At 62.4% G+C, this 16,418-nt stretch carries 15 protein-coding genes; 7 read left to right on the top strand and 8 right to left on the bottom strand.

Annotation, left to right across the window (positions count from 1 at the left end):
• Window positions 1-9: 9 nt before the first annotated feature.
• Complete coding sequence (gene tpx, locus ACYVHK_RS00660) at window positions 10-510, top strand: thiol peroxidase (RefSeq protein WP_460526545.1); 501 nt, start codon at window positions 10-12, stop codon at window positions 508-510.
• A gap of 90 nt (window positions 511-600) precedes the next feature.
• On the opposite strand, the gene ACYVHK_RS00655 is transcribed toward tpx, so the two are convergent.
• Complete coding sequence (locus tag ACYVHK_RS00655; RefSeq protein ID WP_460526543.1) at window positions 601-1,758, bottom strand: GGDEF domain-containing protein; 1,158 nt, start codon at window positions 1,756-1,758, stop codon at window positions 601-603.
• Between the two features lie 180 nt (window positions 1,759-1,938).
• Between ACYVHK_RS00655 and ACYVHK_RS00650 the strand changes: the two genes are divergently transcribed.
• From ACYVHK_RS00650 to ACYVHK_RS00635, 4 genes are all read left to right on the top strand, one after another.
• Window positions 1,939-2,736: a DUF3025 domain-containing protein gene (locus tag ACYVHK_RS00650; RefSeq protein WP_460526541.1), complete on the top strand. Its 798-nt coding sequence runs from the start codon at window positions 1,939-1,941 to the stop codon at window positions 2,734-2,736.
• A 112-nt stretch (window positions 2,737-2,848) separates the two neighbouring features.
• A complete protein-coding gene (locus tag ACYVHK_RS00645) occupies window positions 2,849-2,977 on the top strand; it encodes a hypothetical protein (protein ID WP_460526540.1) in 129 nt (42 codons plus the stop codon).
• Window positions 2,978-2,986: 9 nt separating this feature from the next.
• Complete coding sequence (locus tag ACYVHK_RS00640; RefSeq protein WP_460526538.1) at window positions 2,987-4,057, top strand: sensor histidine kinase; 1,071 nt, start codon at window positions 2,987-2,989, stop codon at window positions 4,055-4,057.
• Complete coding sequence (locus tag ACYVHK_RS00635) at window positions 4,054-4,827, top strand: LytR/AlgR family response regulator transcription factor (RefSeq protein ID WP_460526536.1); 774 nt, start codon at window positions 4,054-4,056, stop codon at window positions 4,825-4,827. The genes ACYVHK_RS00640 and ACYVHK_RS00635 overlap by 4 nt, the downstream gene beginning before the upstream one ends.
• A gap of 66 nt (window positions 4,828-4,893) precedes the next feature.
• Here ACYVHK_RS00635 and ACYVHK_RS00630 read toward each other — a convergent pair whose 3' ends face one another.
• Complete coding sequence (locus tag ACYVHK_RS00630) at window positions 4,894-5,808, bottom strand: acyltransferase (RefSeq protein WP_460526534.1); 915 nt, start codon at window positions 5,806-5,808, stop codon at window positions 4,894-4,896.
• A 92-nt stretch (window positions 5,809-5,900) separates the two neighbouring features.
• On the bottom strand, window positions 5,901-6,431 hold the full coding sequence (locus tag ACYVHK_RS00625) for a gamma carbonic anhydrase family protein (protein ID WP_460526532.1): 531 nt from the start codon (window positions 6,429-6,431) through the stop codon (window positions 5,901-5,903).
• Between the two features lie 165 nt (window positions 6,432-6,596).
• Here ACYVHK_RS00625 and ACYVHK_RS00620 point away from each other — a divergent pair, with 165 nt between their 5' ends.
• Window positions 6,597-8,621 (top strand): M3 family metallopeptidase, encoded by a 2,025-nt coding sequence (locus tag ACYVHK_RS00620; protein WP_460526529.1) that lies wholly within the window; start codon window positions 6,597-6,599, stop codon window positions 8,619-8,621.
• Between the two features lie 75 nt (window positions 8,622-8,696).
• On the opposite strand, the gene ACYVHK_RS00615 is transcribed toward ACYVHK_RS00620, so the two are convergent.
• Window positions 8,697-11,030 carry an autotransporter domain-containing protein gene (locus tag ACYVHK_RS00615; protein WP_460526526.1) on the bottom strand — a complete coding sequence of 778 codons (2,334 nt, stop codon included), beginning with the start codon at window positions 11,028-11,030 and terminating at the stop codon, window positions 8,697-8,699.
• A 184-nt stretch (window positions 11,031-11,214) separates the two neighbouring features.
• On the opposite strand from ACYVHK_RS00615, the gene ACYVHK_RS00610 reads away from it, so the two are divergent.
• Entirely contained in the window at window positions 11,215-12,390 is a 1,176-nt protein-coding gene (locus ACYVHK_RS00610) for a BaiN/RdsA family NAD(P)/FAD-dependent oxidoreductase (RefSeq protein ID WP_460526524.1), read from the top strand.
• A gap of 28 nt (window positions 12,391-12,418) precedes the next feature.
• Here ACYVHK_RS00610 and ACYVHK_RS00605 read toward each other — a convergent pair whose 3' ends face one another.
• The 4 genes from ACYVHK_RS00605 to ACYVHK_RS00590 form a co-directional block, all read right to left on the bottom strand.
• Window positions 12,419-13,519 carry a hypothetical protein gene (locus ACYVHK_RS00605; RefSeq protein WP_460526521.1) on the bottom strand — a complete coding sequence of 367 codons (1,101 nt, stop codon included), beginning with the start codon at window positions 13,517-13,519 and terminating at the stop codon, window positions 12,419-12,421.
• An 11-nt stretch (window positions 13,520-13,530) separates the two neighbouring features.
• The gene (locus tag ACYVHK_RS00600) at window positions 13,531-14,061 is read right to left on the bottom strand and encodes a hypothetical protein (protein ID WP_460526519.1); all 531 of its coding nucleotides are present in this window, start codon (window positions 14,059-14,061) and stop codon (window positions 13,531-13,533) included.
• Window positions 14,058-14,645 (bottom strand): RNA polymerase sigma factor, encoded by a 588-nt coding sequence (locus ACYVHK_RS00595; RefSeq protein ID WP_460526517.1) that lies wholly within the window; start codon window positions 14,643-14,645, stop codon window positions 14,058-14,060. Before ACYVHK_RS00595 ends, ACYVHK_RS00600 begins: the two co-directional genes overlap by 4 nt.
• A gap of 94 nt (window positions 14,646-14,739) precedes the next feature.
• Complete coding sequence (locus ACYVHK_RS00590) at window positions 14,740-16,362, bottom strand: response regulator (protein WP_460526515.1); 1,623 nt, start codon at window positions 16,360-16,362, stop codon at window positions 14,740-14,742.
• Between the last annotated feature and the right edge of the window lie 56 nt (window positions 16,363-16,418).

The following is a 16,418-nucleotide window of genomic DNA, read 5'->3' as shown; positions in this document are numbered from 1 at the left end:
GGAACAACCATGTCTACCGTTACCCTGCGTGGCAACCCCATCCCCGTCAATGGCACCTTCCCGGCAGTCGGCAGCACTGCACCTGCGTTCAAGCTGGTTGGCGTCGACCTGGCCGATGTAACGCTGGAAAACTACGCCGGCAAGCGCAAGGTGCTGAACATTTTCCCCAGCATCGACACCCCGACCTGTGCCATGTCCACCCGCCGCTTCAATAGCGAGGCCGACAAGGTCAGCAACACCGTCGTACTGTGCATCTCGGCCGACCTGCCCTTCGCCCAGAAGCGCTTCTGCGGTGCAGAAGGCCTGAGCAATGTCGTCACCCTGTCGACCATGCGCGGTCGCGAATTCATCAAGGACTACGGTGTCGAGATGGCCGGCGGCCCGCTGGCCGGCGTAACCGCCCGCGCGGTAGTCGTGCTGGATGAATCCAACAAGGTCATCCACGCCGAACTGGTGGGCGAGATCGCCGACGAGCCGAACTATGAGGCCGCACTGGCAGTCCTGAAGTAAGCACTCGCCGGGGATCAAACCCTCGGCAAGCGGACACAAGGCCGCCTTACTGGCGGCCTTGTGCTTTTTATCGCGACGCCGACAAGCGGATCAGCCGCTCGCCACTACTGCATAGCGGCCACTTTCGACGATCCGGTCCCGACCGGTCTGCTTGGCGTGATACAGCGCCGCATCAGCACTGGCCAGGAGTTGTGAGGCCAGCTCACTTCCGGCGCGGACCGCGATACCCGCACTGAAGGTACAGACAATGACCTGCGCCTCATACAGGCAGGGATGCGTCTGCAACTGCGCGCGAAGGCGCTGCAATACGCACTGCGCCGCATCGCGATCCGCGTGGCGCAGCAAGATGGCGAACTCCTCGCCCCCAAGGCGACCAAGGCTATCGCCATGGCGCAGCACGGCCTTGGCCTGGCTGGCGAACTGGCACAGCACGGCATCCCCTGCGGCATGTCCGTAGCGGTCATTGATACGCTTGAAGAAATCAATATCCAGGATCGCCACCGTCAATGGTGATCCGGCGCGAAGTTCGCCGTCGAGCGCCTGCATCCAGGCCCGGCGCGACAAGACGCCGGTCAGGAAGTCGTGATTGGCGATCCCCTCCAGGGCTGCCGCAATACGGTCATGCACCATCATGATCATGCCCACCGAGATCGCCGGTGTCAGCAGCGTGCCGATAACCAGGAAAACCATACTCGACACGGTAGCTTCGGCGACATCCCTATTGCTGGAGAGCATGAGCACATGCAGACCACCACGCAGCAGGTGAAGCATGGCGCAGAGCAGCGCCAGGCTGCCCGTAAAGACATAGCTGTACCGAGGCCGGCCCGCAGGGATGTGGCGCAGCACCGTCCAGCCTACGCAGGAACAGGTCAGGGCACAGAACACGGAGCCGATCAGGACACGGAACGGATAGTTCTCTTCACCGTAGTAGTAATAGCTCAGCAGCGTGCTGGCCAGGCCCCAAGGCAGCAACCACCAGCCTGCGTACAAGGGCAGACCAAAATAGCGGCGACACCCCAGCACCAGCAGCAGGTTGGCGACGAAATACAGCGTATTGGCCACGACAATGGAGACGAAGGCCGGGGCAGCCTGCCGAAGGCAATAACCAACAATGGCCAGCAGCAGTACGCCATTGGCGACCAGGAAATAGCGCACGCTCTCGTCTCGACGGATCAGTGAACCCAGGGTCAACAGATTGAGCAGGCTGAAAAGGCCGGTAATGCTGAGTAGTACCAATGGATCCGTCATGACTTGCTACACTTTGGCCTGTGCGTAGGCGCGGAGGGGCAGACAGTGAGGCGCGGTGGTTGGCATGTCGCCAGCCTCGTCAAGCCATGACGTTCGCCTAGGCCGCGCAAATTCCAGTACAAACAAACACTTGCCATCGCGATACCTAGGGTATCCCCCACCCCTGATCACCGCTTATCCATGCCTGATTGGCCCCTTCCCTACCTCCAGCAGTCCCCCTGGTTCCAGGCACTCCAACCCACCTTGCAGCAACTGGGCTGGCAACGATTCCCGGATGAAGCAGCTTGGGCAGACCTGCCCGGCAAGCTACGCCCGCAGACGGAGAGCGGGCTGGCGGTTCGCTTCTGCGCACCGCCGCCCGACGAGCTCGGTTACGAGGCGCGTATCGCCCATACGGGTCTCGTTGCGACCCGGCCCGACAACTGGCATGACGCCCTCAACGCCCTGTGCTGGCTCAGCTGGCCGCGCAGCAAGGCGGCGCTCAACGCCCTGCACCTGAGGGAGCTGGCCAACCAGACCAGCCGGCAACGCAGCCGCCGACGCGATCTGGCCACCTTGTTCGACGAGTCGGGGCTGGTCCTGGCCTGCGCGGACCCAAGCCTGGTCACCGCCCTGGTCACGCACGACTGGACTACCCTGTTTGTCGAGCGGGCTGCCGCCTGGGGGCAGCTGATACAGCCGTTCAGCTTTGGGCATGCCTTGCTGGAAAAAGGCCTGAGCCCCTTCATCGGCATCGTTGCCAAGATCATGGTCCTGGAGGTGGAGCCCGACTGGTTCCGGCAAGATCCCGAAACCCGGCTGGCAGAACTGGACCAGCGTGTCGCAGCCTTGATCAACAGCGGCGAGCAACCCGAACACGGGCAACTCTGGCCGCTGCCAGTACTGGGCATACCAGGCTGGTGGCCGCAGCAGCATGCGGCCTTCTATGCCGACCAGACCCACTTTCGCCCCAGGCGGGGCGTCATTCATCCTGGCTGAACGCGGTTCAACCCGCTACGCGACAACTCGTCGCACGGCCCTCACGCCGGGCGCGGCATACGGGTAAGTTACGCTCCGCCAACCGGTCATCCCGGTGCAAAGGGGAGAGAAAATGTTCAGTCCGTTTACCTTGGGTCGCCGCCAGCCTACCCAGCAACTTGCCAGCCCGGGCAAGCTCGTGCCCTTGCGTCCCCCTCAGCCCAGCCAGCCACCGCGTGACCCGTCGATACGAATCACCTAAGCTCGCGGCATGAACCCTGCCATACATGCCCCTCCCCCCGTCGGCCAGGTGAAACGAGCACTCTGGCGCAACCTGCTGGTGACGCTCTGCATCAGCACGCTCGCGGGTGCCTTCCTGTCCCTGGCCAGCCAATCTCCGCCATGGCGGGTGATGCTGACCATCCATACCGTCGGGCTCAGCGTTTTCGTGGCCATCACGCTGATCTTCAGCGTCATCAAGCCATCGCCACGGCGCGAACCCATCTATTTCATCGGTGCCATCACCATCGCCGCCGTCCTGGGGCTGGCACTGAACTGGTTGCTGCGTTTCCAGTTCGAAGAGCTGCTGAAGATCGTCCGGGAGTATCCCGCGGAGCTGCTGGCCAGCCTCTTGCTGATGATGCTGTCTGCCGCCGTGACCGCCAGCATCCTGTGGGGCCGCGAAAAGGCTGGTCGGCTGGAAGCGGCCTACCATGCGGAACAGGCCAAGCGCGGTGAGCAGGACAAGCAGCTCATGCAGGCGCAGCTGCGCATGTTGCAGGCACAGATCGAACCGCACTTCCTGTTCAATACGCTCGCCAGCGTGCAAAGCCTGATCGATGTCTCCCCTGGCATGGCCAAGCAGATGCTGGGGCTATTCAACGACTACCTGCGTGCCTCGCTGGCGCGCACGCGGCATGCCGATGGCACGGTCAGGCAGGAGCTGGACCTGCTGCGTGCCTACCTGGGTATTTTGCAGATACGCATGGGCGAGCGCCTGCGCTATCAGATCGACTGTCCCGAAAGCCTGCTCGACACCGCACTCCCGCCGATGCTGCTGCAACCGCTGGTCGAAAATGCGGTCCGGCACGGATTGGAGCCCAAGGTAGAGGGTGGTACGGTGCGCATACAATTAGCGGAGGTAGCGCATAGGCTGCAAGCCACCGTCTGCGACGACGGCCTGGGCCTGCCTGAAGGCGTGCACGGCCAAGGCGTGGGCCTTAACAACGTAAGGACACGCCTTGCCACGCTCTACGGCGATAGTGCGAAACTCACGCTCTGCGCCAATCCGGACGGCGGCGTCACCGCCCGAATAGAACTTCCGTTCCAGATACAACCATGATGACCCCGACCGCACTGATCGCCGACGACGAGCCGCTGCTCGCCGACTATCTGAAAGCCAAGCTGGCACTGCTGTGGCCGGAACTGGAAATCGTCGCGCAGGCACGCAATGGCCCGGAAGCCTCGGCAGCGCTGCATGAGTTCGAACCGGATGTCGCTTTTCTCGATATCAAGATGCCGGGCATGAGCGGCCTGGACGTTGCCCGTGGCGCCGAGCACTGCCATTGCGTCTTCGTAACGGCGTTTGACCAGTATGCGGTAGAGGCTTTCGAACGCGACGCGATCGACTACCTGCTCAAGCCCTTCAGCGACGAACGACTCAAGCGTGCCATCGACAAATTACGCGAGAAACTGGCCAGCCGCCAGCAGCCCAGCAGCAACGGCGCCTTGCTCGATACCCTGCGCGCAGCACTGGGCAATGGTCATCCGGCGCTGGCCGGCAGCCACCGCCTGACCTGGATACGCGCCGGCCAGGGCAATGAGGTCAAGCTGATCGCGGTCGACGACGTCTGCTACTTCCACGCCGCCGACAAGTACACCACGGTGCTGACCCGCGAAGGCGAATACCTGATCCGTACCTCGCTCAAGGAGTTACTCGAGCAGCTGGACAGCGACCAGTTCTGGCAGGTCCACCGCGCCACGCTCGTCAATGTGCGCGATATCGCCGAAGCAAGCCGCGACTTCACCGGCAAGGTCACCCTCAGCCTCAAGTCCCGGCCTGAGAAGGTGTCGGTCAGCCGCGCCTACGCGCACCTGTTCAAGCAGATGTGAACCTCCCGCCCAAACAAAAGGCCGCTCTTCGAAAAGCGGCCTTCTGCTGGGTGGTACTTGCCGGTATCAAACAGTCTGCGGCAAAGAGAATTGCTGCCGCAATGCAGCCAGCTGGCGATCCTTCTCCAGCCAGAGTTCATGCACCCAGGCCTGGACCCGCGCCCGAAATACCGCATCGCCGCTGTAGTCACCATGGACAAAATCGCGCGGGATCGGCAACTCGTTGACCTGCACCACCACCTGCCGGACACGTCCGGCCAGGAAGTCCCAGAAGCTGGGGATGCCTTCCGGATAGAAGATCGTGACATCCAGCAGGGACTGGAAGCGTTCCCCCATCGCGTTCATCGCCAGCGCGATACCACCTGCCTTGGGGCGCAACAAGTACTGGTAGGGTGAGCCCTGCTGGTCATGCTTGGCGCGCGTAAAACGGGTGCCTTCGAGGAAATTGATGACCGAGGTTGGCACCAGCGAGAATTTCTCACAGGCACGACGGGTCGTCGCCTGATCCTGACCACGCTTTTCCGGATGCTTCTTCAGGAAAGCCTCGGTATGGCGCTTCATGAAGGGGAAGTCCAGCGCCCACCACACCAGCCCGATGATCGGCACAAAGATCAGTTCCTTCTTGAGAAAGAACTTCAGGAAAGGAATACGACCACGCAGCGAGCGCTGCAGGACGATGATATCGACCCAGCTCTGGTGGTTGGACGCCACCAGATACCAGCCGCGCGGATTGAGCTTTTCCAGCCCCTCCACCTGCCAGCGCACACGCTGCGCCAGCGAGATCCACAAACTGTTGGCATGTACCCACGCCTGGCCGAAGGTATTGAGCAGGCTATCCAACGGCCGGCGCGCCGCCGTAAACGGCAGGATCAATTTGAGCACGGCAAAGGTCAGGATCAGGGCACCGAAAAACAGCACGTTCAGCACCAGGAACAGCATCGAAGCTACGCCCAGCAAGGGCGCAGGCAGGAAATTCAGCATGAAGTACTCATCGCGGCGGGGGAATTGGCCGGCATTGTATAGGCCGACCCGGGCTTTAACAGCATAGACGACGAACGGGCGGAACCGTCGGCTCAGCTCTCCTGATGGGCGCGCATGAGGCGGATATAGTGCTGCGCCGAGTAGGCGAAATGCGCGATCTCCTCCGCCGTCAGCGGCCGCACCTCCTTGACCGGCCGGCCAAGGTACAGATGGCCGGACTTGAGTACCTTGCCCGGCGGCACCAGGCTGCCGGCACCGATCATGACCTGCGACTCGATCACAGCCCGGTCCAGCACGATGGTGCCAATCCCGATCAGGCATTCGTCACCGATCGTACAGCCATGCAAGGTCACCTGATGACCGATCGTCACCCGCTCGCCGATGATCAGCGGCGCACCCAGCGGGTCCTCGGGGCGCTTGTGGCTGACATGCAGGCAAGCCAGATCCTGCACGTTGGAATCCTTGCCGATATGGATATGGTTGACGTCGCCACGCACGATGGCGCCGGGCCAGATCGAGGCATTCTCGCCCAGCACCACCTCACCCACCACCACGGCAGATTCATCGACATAGGCGGAAGCCGGCACCACGGGAGCAATGCCCTTGAAGGGACGAACAGCCATGCGGGAAACTCCATTGAAATCAGGCGGTCGAGTATAGCTGAGCTGCCCCAACTTGGCCCCAAACGCTAAACTGCCGTTATTGCACCACCACCGCCTTGCTTTGGCCCGTCCCGCCCCCCAGATTCAATGACAGGCCAGAACCACGCACTCAAGAAAGCGATCCCGATGAACAATCCCCTACTCGACTTCTCCGGCCTGCCACGTTTTGCCGAGATACAGCCAGAACACATCACCCCGGCCATCGACAGCCTGCTCGACATCGCCCGTGCGGCGGTCCGGGATGCCGAGACCGTCAACCCGGTCAGCTGGGCCAACTTCGTGCAGCTTCTGGACGATACCGGCGAGAAGCTGGGTCGGGCCTGGGGTCAGGTCAGCCACCTCAATGCCGTGGTCAATACGCCTGCCATTCGCGAGGCATACAACGCCAACCTGCCCAAGCTGAGCCAGTTCGGTGCAGAGGTCGGTCAGAACCTGAAGCTGTTTGAGCAATACAAGCGCCTGGCGCAAAGTGCCGAGTACGCAGGCTACGATGCAGCCCAGCAACGCGTCGTCGAGAATTCCCTACGTGATTTCCGCCTCGGCGGGGCAGAGCTGCCGGAATCACAAAAACCGCGCTTCAGCGCTATCAAGGAAGAACTAGCCAACCTGTCGGCCAAGTTCGAACAGAACCTGCTCGATGCCACCGATGCCTTTGCCCTCTATATCGAGGATGAAGCCGAACTCTCGGGTCTACCCGCCGATGTACTGGCCATGTGCCGCGCCCAGGCCGAGAAAGACGGCAAGGCCGGCTACAAGCTCAGCCTGCACATGCCGGTCTATCTGCCGGTGCAGAACTACGCCGACAACCGCGCGCTGCGTGAGCAACTGTACCGAGCCTACAGCACCCGGGCGGCCGAGTTCGGCCCTGCGGAGTGGGACAACACCGCCGCGATCGAACGTATCCTGGCCCTGCGCGGTGAACTGGCACAACTCCTGGGCTTTGCCAGCTACGCCGCCTATTCGGTCGAAACCAAGATGGCCGAAACGCCGGATGAGGTACTCACATTCCTGCGCGATCTGGCTCGGCGTGCCAAACCCCACGCGCAAAAAGACAGGGCAGAGCTGGAAGCCTATGCCCGCGAGCATTTGGCACTGCCCAGTGTCGAGAGCTGGGATCTCGCCTACGTCAGTGAGAAACTCAAGGAGGCTCGCTATAGCTTCTCCGAGCAGGTCGTGAAGCAATACTTCACCGAGCCGAAAGTCCTGAGCGGGCTGTTCAGCGTGATCGAGACGCTGTACGGGCTCAAGGCCGAACTCGACCAGGCGCCGCTGTGGCACCCGGATGTACGCTTCTACCGCCTGGTTAATGGCGCCGGCCAACTGGTCGGCCAGTTCTACCTCGACCTCTACGCGCGCGAAGGCAAGCGCGGCGGTGCCTGGATGGACGACTGCCGCAACCGCCGCGACAAGGCGGAGGGGGTGCAGACTCCGCTGGTCTACCTGACCTGCAACTTTGGCGCCGGCGTGGCGGGCAAGCCCGCGACCTTCAGCCACGATGAAGTCATCACCCTGTTCCACGAAATGGGCCACGGCCTGCATCAGTTACTGACCGAGGTCGGCGAACTTGGCGTCGCTGGCATCAATGGCGTGGAATGGGATGCAGTCGAGCTGCCCAGCCAGTTCATGGAGAACTTCTGCTGGGAGTGGGAACGCCTGCAGGCCATGACCGCCCATGTCGATAGCGGCGAACCGCTGCCACGGGCGCTGTTCGACAAGATGCTGGCCGCCAGGAACTACCAGGCGGGCATGATCACGGTGCGCCAGCTGGAGTTCGGCCTGTTCGACATGGAGCTGCACAGCCGCTACGACCCCAGCCAGGATACGGTGCTGCAACTGCTGGCCCGGGTGCGGGCCGAAGTCGCAGTCAACCAGCCGCCGGCCTGGAACCGCTTTCCCAACCTGTTCAGCCATATCTTTGCCGGTGGCTACGCCGCCGGCTACTACAGCTACAAGTGGGCCGAAGTCCTCAGCGCCGATGCTTACGCCGCGTTCGAGGAAGCACCGGAACAGATCAAGCTGACCGGCGAGCGTTTCCGCCGTGAAATCCTGGCCGTCGGCGGCAGCCGTCCTGCCATGGAGAGCTTCAAGGCCTTCCGTGGGCGCGCACCACAGATCGATGCCCTGCTACGGCATAGCGGCATGGCTGGCTGATTCCGTGCGACAGCGCAACAAAAAACCCGGCACTGGCCGGGTTTTTTGTTGCTGATCGACAAGCGACCGTTTTGCTTAGAAGGCGGCTTGCAGGCCTACCGAGACGGCGTCGCGCTTCTCGTCGCCAGCGCCGGTCACCTTGCTGTAGCTCAGGTAGGTGCTGAGCGTCTTGCTGACCTGGGCACGTGCACCGATGTTGAACACGGCGTAGCTGCTATCCGGCGTGTAGACCTCGGTGTCAAAGGTAGCGGCCTGACCGACCAGGGCAGCACGAACATGGCGATCCTTGTCCTTGCTGTCGTTGTAGAACATGACCGAGCCGAAAGGCTTGAACATGCCCAGGTCCGCATCCAGCTTGGCGCCTGCGCCAACCAGCAGCGAATCAACCCGCTGCTTTTCATAGCGCATGGAGGTGCTGCAGCTGGTCGCGCCCACGACATCGGCACAGTTTTCCGAGTAGCCGCCCACCTTGTTCTCACGATAGGCCAGGCTCACCGTCGGGGAGACGCTGAACTTGCCGAGCGAGACCAGGTAACTGCCGGCCACACGCAGACCAATCTGGTTACCACGTGCATCCGCGCTTTCGACGCGGTTCAGCGCGCCAAGTTGAACATTGCGATGTACATCGTTGAAACGAGTAGAACCGAAGAACACATCGCTGGCGACGGTGATCGCACCGATTTCATAGCGGCCGAACACCGACAGCAGGTGGTTATCCGCCTTGAAGCCGCCAACATTGCCGGAGAAATCGGTTTTGTTCTTGACGTAGGTGTAAGCCACGCCCAGCGAGGTATTGCCGTTGGCCTGGTAGTCCAGACCCACGGTGGCGGCGGTGTTGCTGCCATCGCTGGCCAGCGCGCCGACATTGGCGTCCTGGTCATTGTTCAAGCGACTGACGCGGGCAAAGCTGTCCAGCGTACCGACCGAACGTGCCTGACCGGAACGCTCATCGAGTGCAGCCTGGGCGGCATTGACGGCCAGCGGTTGGTTGTTGATCAGTTGGGCCGAGTAGTAAGGCGCGTCCAGCGTCTGGGTGATCAACTGAGCCACGATCGCGTGGGTCTGCGGGGTGGGGTGGAAACCATCGGCGAAGAAGAAGTTCTTGCTGCCATCGAAGCCCGCTGCGCCGGCGACACAGGCATTCGCGCCTGCCGGACAGGCAGTACCGGTCACGTTGTCATAGCCAAAAGCCTTAGGGTTGGCGAGCACTTCTGCCATCAACTTGTTCATGTCGATGGCAACCACGTCGCCGACCTGGCCGAGTGCACCGTTGAGTATGCTATTGAACACGGAGCTCGCCAAAGCCGAAGCCGAGGCCGAGGCGGGCGCCCAGGTACCGTAGACCTTGTCCTTGATACCGGCGGCCAGCGTCGGAGTGAGTGCGAGCGGAACACCCGCCTTCAACTGGGCTGCCTGGGTCGCATTGATCACGCCGGCGGCAACCAGCGCATCCACGGCGGCAATGGTGGCGGTTGTGGCGTAGCTCTTGGCAATGGCGTTCTCGGCACCGGTACCTGCTGCGACATAAGCGGCGGTCTGGGCGGCGGTATCAGCACCACCCGCGTTGAGCGCAGTGCGTACTGCGGCAGTACCGGCCGTCTTCATACTGTTCAAGGTGCTGGCCTGGCCGCTCGCGGTCTGGATCGCGCCGCTCATCAAACCGATCAAGGCGGCATTACTGCCTTGGCCGATCTGCTGGGCAATCGCACCTGCCACGGTATTGGCGGTCGTGGCGTTGTTCACGCCCGCATAGAAGGCCGTCGCCACACCGTCCGAAACGGTATTGAACAGCGTGGGAGTTCGGCCGATATCGACCGCATTGCCCACGATGATGTGCTTGGCACCAGCAGCCTTGAGCGCAGCCACCTGCTGTACAACCACACCTGCGGCCTGACCGGCTACAGCCTGGGCGGTCGCAGGGTTGGTCAAAGCGGCAGCCAGGTCGTTGTTACCGCCCCAGACCATGTACAGTGCATTAGGGTCGGCCTTGCCGGCATTCGCGCCGAGGTAGGTAGCGATCTGGTACGGGACCAGTTTGCCATTGCGCAGGGGATCGGCGGCGTCCAGGCTGCTCGAGAGCATAACACCACCACCCTCGGCGAAATCATTGGCGCCAGCGGTGACCTTACCAGCCAGCAGTTCGCCTGCCAGGGCCGGGGTAAGCTTGTAGCCATACTTGCGAGCCAGGATATCTGCGTACAGATCACTGACGGAGCCATCCGCCTTGCGCGTCGTCCAGCGATTACCCTGCGGTACACCCGGCAGGCCGAAAAAGGCGCCGCTGTCGGTCAGGCTATCGCCAAAGAAGTATACGTTCGAGTAAGCACCGGCAGCCTGGGCGACCGGCGCAAAAGCGGCTGCGACCAGCGCAGAGGTGATGATGGAGCGTGCAAGGCCAAAGCGTTTCATAAGATGTCTCTCTCCGGAGGGGGTTCAAGCTTTAGAATTTGTATTGCCCGAGGCAGCGCATTGGTCGAGCGCTTGGCCGGTTTGCCGGACACAGGTCGGGTTTCTGGCCGCAACCCGCATGGGGCTTGGTCTGGCGGGCAATGGACCGACGCCACTATATGCCATTTCAGAGTTATTACACTAGATGCAAAAACAAGACATAGACGTGGTCGTGATCGGTGCCGGCGCTGCCGGCATGATGGCTGCAGCGAGTGCAAGCCAGCGTGGACGCGGGGTTGCACTGATCGACCATAGCGAGCGCTTGGCCGAGAAAATTCGCATCTCCGGCGGCGGACGTTGCAATTTCACCAATACCCAGTGCGCAGCAGACCGCTACCTGTCGCGCAACCCGCACTTCAGCAAGTCGGCGCTGGCTCAGTACAGCCAGCACGATTTCATCGATCTGGTGAACCGCTACGGCATCGCCTGGCATGAAAAGAAGCTGGGTCAGCTGTTTTGCGACGATTCGGCCCAGGACATCATCGACATGCTCAAGGCCGAGTGCGACCTGATCGGCATCGAATGGCGGATGGGCACCCGGATCGAGCAGATTGAAGCGCTGGATACCGGTTTTCGGGTACAGACCAGTCGCGAGACCTGGCACTGCCAGAGCCTGGTCATCGCCACCGGCGGGCTGTCCATTCCCCCGATCGGTGCCACCGGCTTCGGCTATGACGTGGCCAAGCAATTCGATTTGCCGCTCACCCCGCTGGCCGCAGGCCTGGTACCGCTGACCTTCGAGCCCAAGGACCTGTATGGCGAGCTGGCCGGTGTCTCGCTCGATTGCGATGCGCATGGTGGTGACGGCCCGCACTTCCGCGAGAATGTGTTGTTCACCCATCGGGGCGTATCCGGACCGGCCATCCTGCAGATCTCGTCCTATTGGACGCCCGGCAAGGAGATCAGCCTGGACCTGCTGCCTGGACGCGACGCCGCACAGTTGTTCGAGGAAGCGCGCCGCTCCGACATGCTGCTGCCCAATGTCCTGGCAGACTGGCTGCCCAAGCGCTTTGCCCAGGCGTTTTGCGCCGCCCACGGCGAGATCAAGCCCATGAAGCAGTACAGCCCGGCCGAGCTGAACCAGATCGCCAGCCATCTGCATGGCTGGCGAGTCAAACCCAGCGGCAGCGAGGGTTACAAGAAGGCCGAAGTCACCCGTGGCGGGGTAGATACCGACGCGTTATCGAGCAAGACCATGATGGCCCGCAAGGTGCCAGGCCTGTATTTTGTCGGCGAAGTCGTCGACGTCACCGGCTGGCTGGGCGGCTACAACTTCCAGTGGGCCTGGGCCTCCGGCTGGGTTGCCGGCCAGAACGCCTGACCGGCCCCGTCACTGTTTGGGTACTCACCTAGTCCTTGGGTGCCGCCGGTGCTTTGGGCGGTGCAGGGGGTTCCGGTGGCTTGGGCAAGGACGCCAGCACATCGCGGACCTTGAAATCGGCCGGCACCTTGAACAGACTGGCATCCGGCTCACCCCGCTTGAGCTTGCCCAACTTGTAGGACGACACGCCGCTACGCGGATCGCGGGTGGTCGTCGACAGCACCAGCTTCAGGTCCGGGGAATACCAGCGTTCGGTCACGATCTGGATGGGTTTCTCATTGCCAACCTGACCCGCCGCGATGGTACGGGTCAACTGGGTGCCCTCGGCCTTGATGCCTTCGATATCCTTGCTGCCCAAGGACTGGTTGGCCACTGACCGGCTGGCCGTGCTGGTGTCCTTCACCTCCGCACCATCGACGACGATCACACGCTTTCCCTGAGCCTGAGCGCCATCCAGCTGGATGCGCTGCTCATGCGTACTGAGCTTGCCGTCCTTGTCGGTGGTAACGGTACGGTTGACGATCATCCGCTTGCCCTCCACCTTGCCAAACGGCAGCTTGGTCGCACTCTTGCGCACAGGATTGATCAGGTAGTGCACACCGGCGACCGGATCGAAGATAAACACGTTCTGCAAGCTGCCATCCTCCGCCAATATCTCCTGCCGGGTGCGGCCCTGCTCGTCACGATACAGGCGGGTCACCGACTTCTTGACCAGCCGGTTTCCATCCAGCAGCGTCTGCACCCGCTCACTCACGGCCTCGGCACTGTAGGGCGCGCCGCTGACCACGCCGCCATCGGCGGTGAATTCCTGGCCAATAAAGGCGTTGGCGCCATCCATCAGTCCGGAAAGATTGGGCAACTGCAGGTTGATCACCTCGGGCAGCGGCGGTAACGGTGGTAAGGGCGGAAGGGGCGGTAGCGGGGGCAAGGCAATCCCATCCTCGCCCACCCGGGTAATCACGATGCGCTTCTCGATCACATTGCTGCGTTCCACAGCCTTGGTCGCCTTGGGCGCCGGGCTCGACTCGGCGGCTACCTGGATGAGTGGCTCATTCCCCTGCCCTGCCAAGGCCGAGGTCGACAGACCCAGTGCCAGCAACAGGGGTAATGGTTTGACGGTGGAAATCATGGTGCGTCCTCTTACATCAGGTGATGATTGCTGCGCACGAAACGCAGCGCCAAGGTGGTGCCATCGTCGGCAACCAGCAGGTCGGCATCGATCGTCTGATCGGCCAACGCGGGATTCACAGGCAGGCCATAGCTGACCAGTGCGGCGCGCGGCAGGCTTACCCTGACCATGCGGGCGTGCTCGGCGAACTGGATACGAGCAGGGTCGCCGACCGGAAAGAACGCCGTCGCCAGCTCGTCGGTCCGCGCCTGTAGGGGAGCAGCTTCGATCGCGCTCGGCGCCAGGGGGCCGCGCTGCAGCAATACCGGGCGCAACCACAGCACGGCCGCGAGCGCCACCACGCATGCTCCCCCCAGTGGCAGCAGGAAGGATCGATCCTGCAGCACGCTGGCCAGCAGGCGGCGATGCCAGGACGGCGCAGCATGTTGCTCGCGGAACGCCGTGATCAGTGCGGCTTCCAGCGCCACAGGTGCCTGCTCGCGGGCCAAGGCCTGCCGTAAGGGTGAGTAGGCGGTGTCGAGATCGGTTTCGGGATAGTTCATGGGGTAGTCTCCAGGCCGGCGGGAGCATGCAGGGCCAGTGCCTCGGCCAGGCGGGCTCGTGCCCGGTTGAGCCGCGAACGGACAGTGCCGACAGGGCAGCCCACGATCACTGCCACGTCCAGATAAGGCAGTTCCTGCAGATCGCACAGCACCAGCGTCTCGCGGTAGGCAAAAGGCAGCGCCTGTATGGCGGCTTGCAACTGGGTCAACGTTTCGCCGGCCAGCAATAGCGACAAGGGCGTGATGTCATGCGCCGATGACGCCGCATCCTCGTCTTCGTCATCGGAACCGGAACTGCCCAGCGGTACATCCTGCTGGCCTCGCCGCACATGGTTGCGTGCCACCCCCATAAGGAAAGCAGACAGGCTGGCGCGCGCCGGGTCGTAACGATCCGGTTGGCGGATGAGGAAGAGGAAGGTTTCCTGAGTCGCATCGGCCGCCAGGCCGCTGGCCCCGGACAACATCAGGGCAAAACGGTAGACCGCGTCCTTGTGCCGACGATAGAGCACGGTGAACGCCGCCTCATCACCTTGCTTCAGGCGGGCATGCAACTCAGTGTCGGTAGGAAGTAAGGGCTGGGTCACGAACCGGGTCCAAGGGCGCCAGATGGCGCGATCAATTACCCGTATTCAGCCGAGCGAGGAAGAAAGTTCCAGCTACACCGAAAAAAACGGTGGATCAGCTTGCCGCCTCGGCCGTTCCCGGCTCCGGCGCGCCCATCTGCTTGGCCAGGCGCTGCGCCAGCATGTCATCGGCCGGTACCATGCGGGCGAGGCAGGACTCCGCCTGCGCCTTGAACGCCGGCTCCTTATGGGCCAGGAAAGCCTTGCAGGCCGCATTGGCTGCCGCTGCGAGCAGACGGTTGTTACGGGTGCGTTCGCCTTCCCGGGTCAGCCGCTCGACTGCCGCCCGGAAATTGCTGTCCACCACCATCTGCGCCGCCTGGTTGGTGATCTGCGAGACAAACTCGCTGGCCTTGCTGACCACCTCGGTCAGGCGGGTGCGGCGCGCCAGCGGCTGGATCAACAGTTCTTCCGCCTGCCGGCCGGTGACAAAGCGCACCGCGATAGGCTGCACCCACTCCACCAGCGTGCCGACGATATCCTCGGCATACAGCCTGTCCACCACCGTCAGGTAGTCCAGTGCAAAGGTAAAGGTGAAGTCCGGCGCGCTCCAGTGCGCCGCCAGATTGCGCAGGATATCGATGGCCGCCAGTGGCTCGCGCTTGGCGATCGCCTCCGTCGCCATGGCCAACTGGCCGTACCACTCCCCCTGATGATCATTGCCGTTGCCATCATCGTTCTTGTGCTTGGCCGCCAGTTGCTTGACCAGGCTGGCAGCATCGGGTGACTGACCCTTGTCGAACTGCAGCAGCACCAGATGGAAGATGCTCCGGTAATCGAGGTCGATAGCCTTTCCATTGATGCGTATGGCGCGGCCGAAATACTCGGCCGCCTTGGTCGGATCGCCAAGGCTATAGGCAAGCTGCCCGGCACGTTGCAACCGCTTGAGATTGTTGGGTGTGATCTTGATCGCCTGCTCGGTGATCTCCAACGCCTCGGCATAACGCTCATCGGCCAGGTAGAAATCCACCAGCTGGTTGTAGACCGGCAGATAGCGGAAATGCTGGTTCACGATATCCAGCATCGCGCTCTCAGCGGTCTCCTTGTCACCCTGCCGCAAGGCCACCTTGGCCAGACCCAGCTTGGCCCAGGCCGGATTACGCGTTTCGAGGATCCGCTTGTACATCGCAACGGATTCTTCGTAGCGCCCCAACTGATACAGGATATTGGCCGCCAGCCGCACGATGTCCGCCAGGTACGGCGTCTTCATCTGCATCATCTGCTGAGCCGTCTTCAGCGCCTTGTTATAGTGCTTCTCGTTGAGCGCCTCGTAGATCTCCATCAGGGCCTGCCGGCGCAGGAACGCCCGCTCTATCCGCTCAGCCAGCTCACCAGCCTGCACCGGCTTGAGCATGTAGTCGTCCGGCGTTTCCTCCGCCACATTGATCACCCGGCCATAGCTCGCCTCGGCGGTCACCATGATGAACAGCGTCGTCAGCGGCAAGGCCTTGCGCGCGCGCATGTCCTCCAGCAGGTCCTGTCCGGTGTCTTCAGAGTCGAAATGGTATTCGCACAGTACGACATCGTACTTGCCGTCGATCAGTCGCCGACGCGCCTCGCTCAGGGTGGAGGCCGTATCGATACGTCCGATGTCGCACCCCTGCAAGATGGCGCGCAGCGACAGGCGTACGGTGGAAGACGGGTCGGCAACCAGCGCCGAAAGCGTGCGTTGCTGCATGGTCTGGCCCAGGAAGCTGCAAATAACTGCAGCTTAGCAAAGATGCCGCCACCGGA

The organism is Chitinimonas naiadis, assembly GCF_054780835.1.
Note: the sequence above shows the minus strand (reverse complement) of the source record. Positions and strands in the feature narration are given on the sequence as shown.

Coding starts and splice junctions, on each gene's coding strand:
- ACYVHK_RS00625 (WP_460526532.1), bottom strand. CDS start 6,431: ATGGCTGTTCGTCCCTTCAAGGGCATTGCTCCCGTGGTGCCGGCTTCC.
- ACYVHK_RS00600 (WP_460526519.1), bottom strand. CDS start 14,061: ATGAACTATCCCGAAACCGATCTCGACACCGCCTACTCACCCTTACGG.
- tpx (WP_460526545.1), top strand. CDS start 10: ATGTCTACCGTTACCCTGCGTGGCAACCCCATCCCCGTCAATGGCACC.
- ACYVHK_RS00630 (WP_460526534.1), bottom strand. CDS start 5,808: ATGCTGAATTTCCTGCCTGCGCCCTTGCTGGGCGTAGCTTCGATGCTG.
- ACYVHK_RS00610 (WP_460526524.1), top strand. CDS start 11,215: ATGCAAAAACAAGACATAGACGTGGTCGTGATCGGTGCCGGCGCTGCC.
- ACYVHK_RS00645 (WP_460526540.1), top strand. CDS start 2,849: ATGTTCAGTCCGTTTACCTTGGGTCGCCGCCAGCCTACCCAGCAACTT.
- ACYVHK_RS00635 (WP_460526536.1), top strand. CDS start 4,054: ATGATGACCCCGACCGCACTGATCGCCGACGACGAGCCGCTGCTCGCC.
- ACYVHK_RS00655 (WP_460526543.1), bottom strand. CDS start 1,758: ATGACGGATCCATTGGTACTACTCAGCATTACCGGCCTTTTCAGCCTG.
- ACYVHK_RS00620 (WP_460526529.1), top strand. CDS start 6,597: ATGAACAATCCCCTACTCGACTTCTCCGGCCTGCCACGTTTTGCCGAG.
- ACYVHK_RS00590 (WP_460526515.1), bottom strand. CDS start 16,362: ATGCAGCAACGCACGCTTTCGGCGCTGGTTGCCGACCCGTCTTCCACC.
- ACYVHK_RS00615 (WP_460526526.1), bottom strand. CDS start 11,030: ATGAAACGCTTTGGCCTTGCACGCTCCATCATCACCTCTGCGCTGGTC.
- ACYVHK_RS00605 (WP_460526521.1), bottom strand. CDS start 13,519: ATGATTTCCACCGTCAAACCATTACCCCTGTTGCTGGCACTGGGTCTG.
- ACYVHK_RS00650 (WP_460526541.1), top strand. CDS start 1,939: ATGCCTGATTGGCCCCTTCCCTACCTCCAGCAGTCCCCCTGGTTCCAG.
- ACYVHK_RS00640 (WP_460526538.1), top strand. CDS start 2,987: ATGAACCCTGCCATACATGCCCCTCCCCCCGTCGGCCAGGTGAAACGA.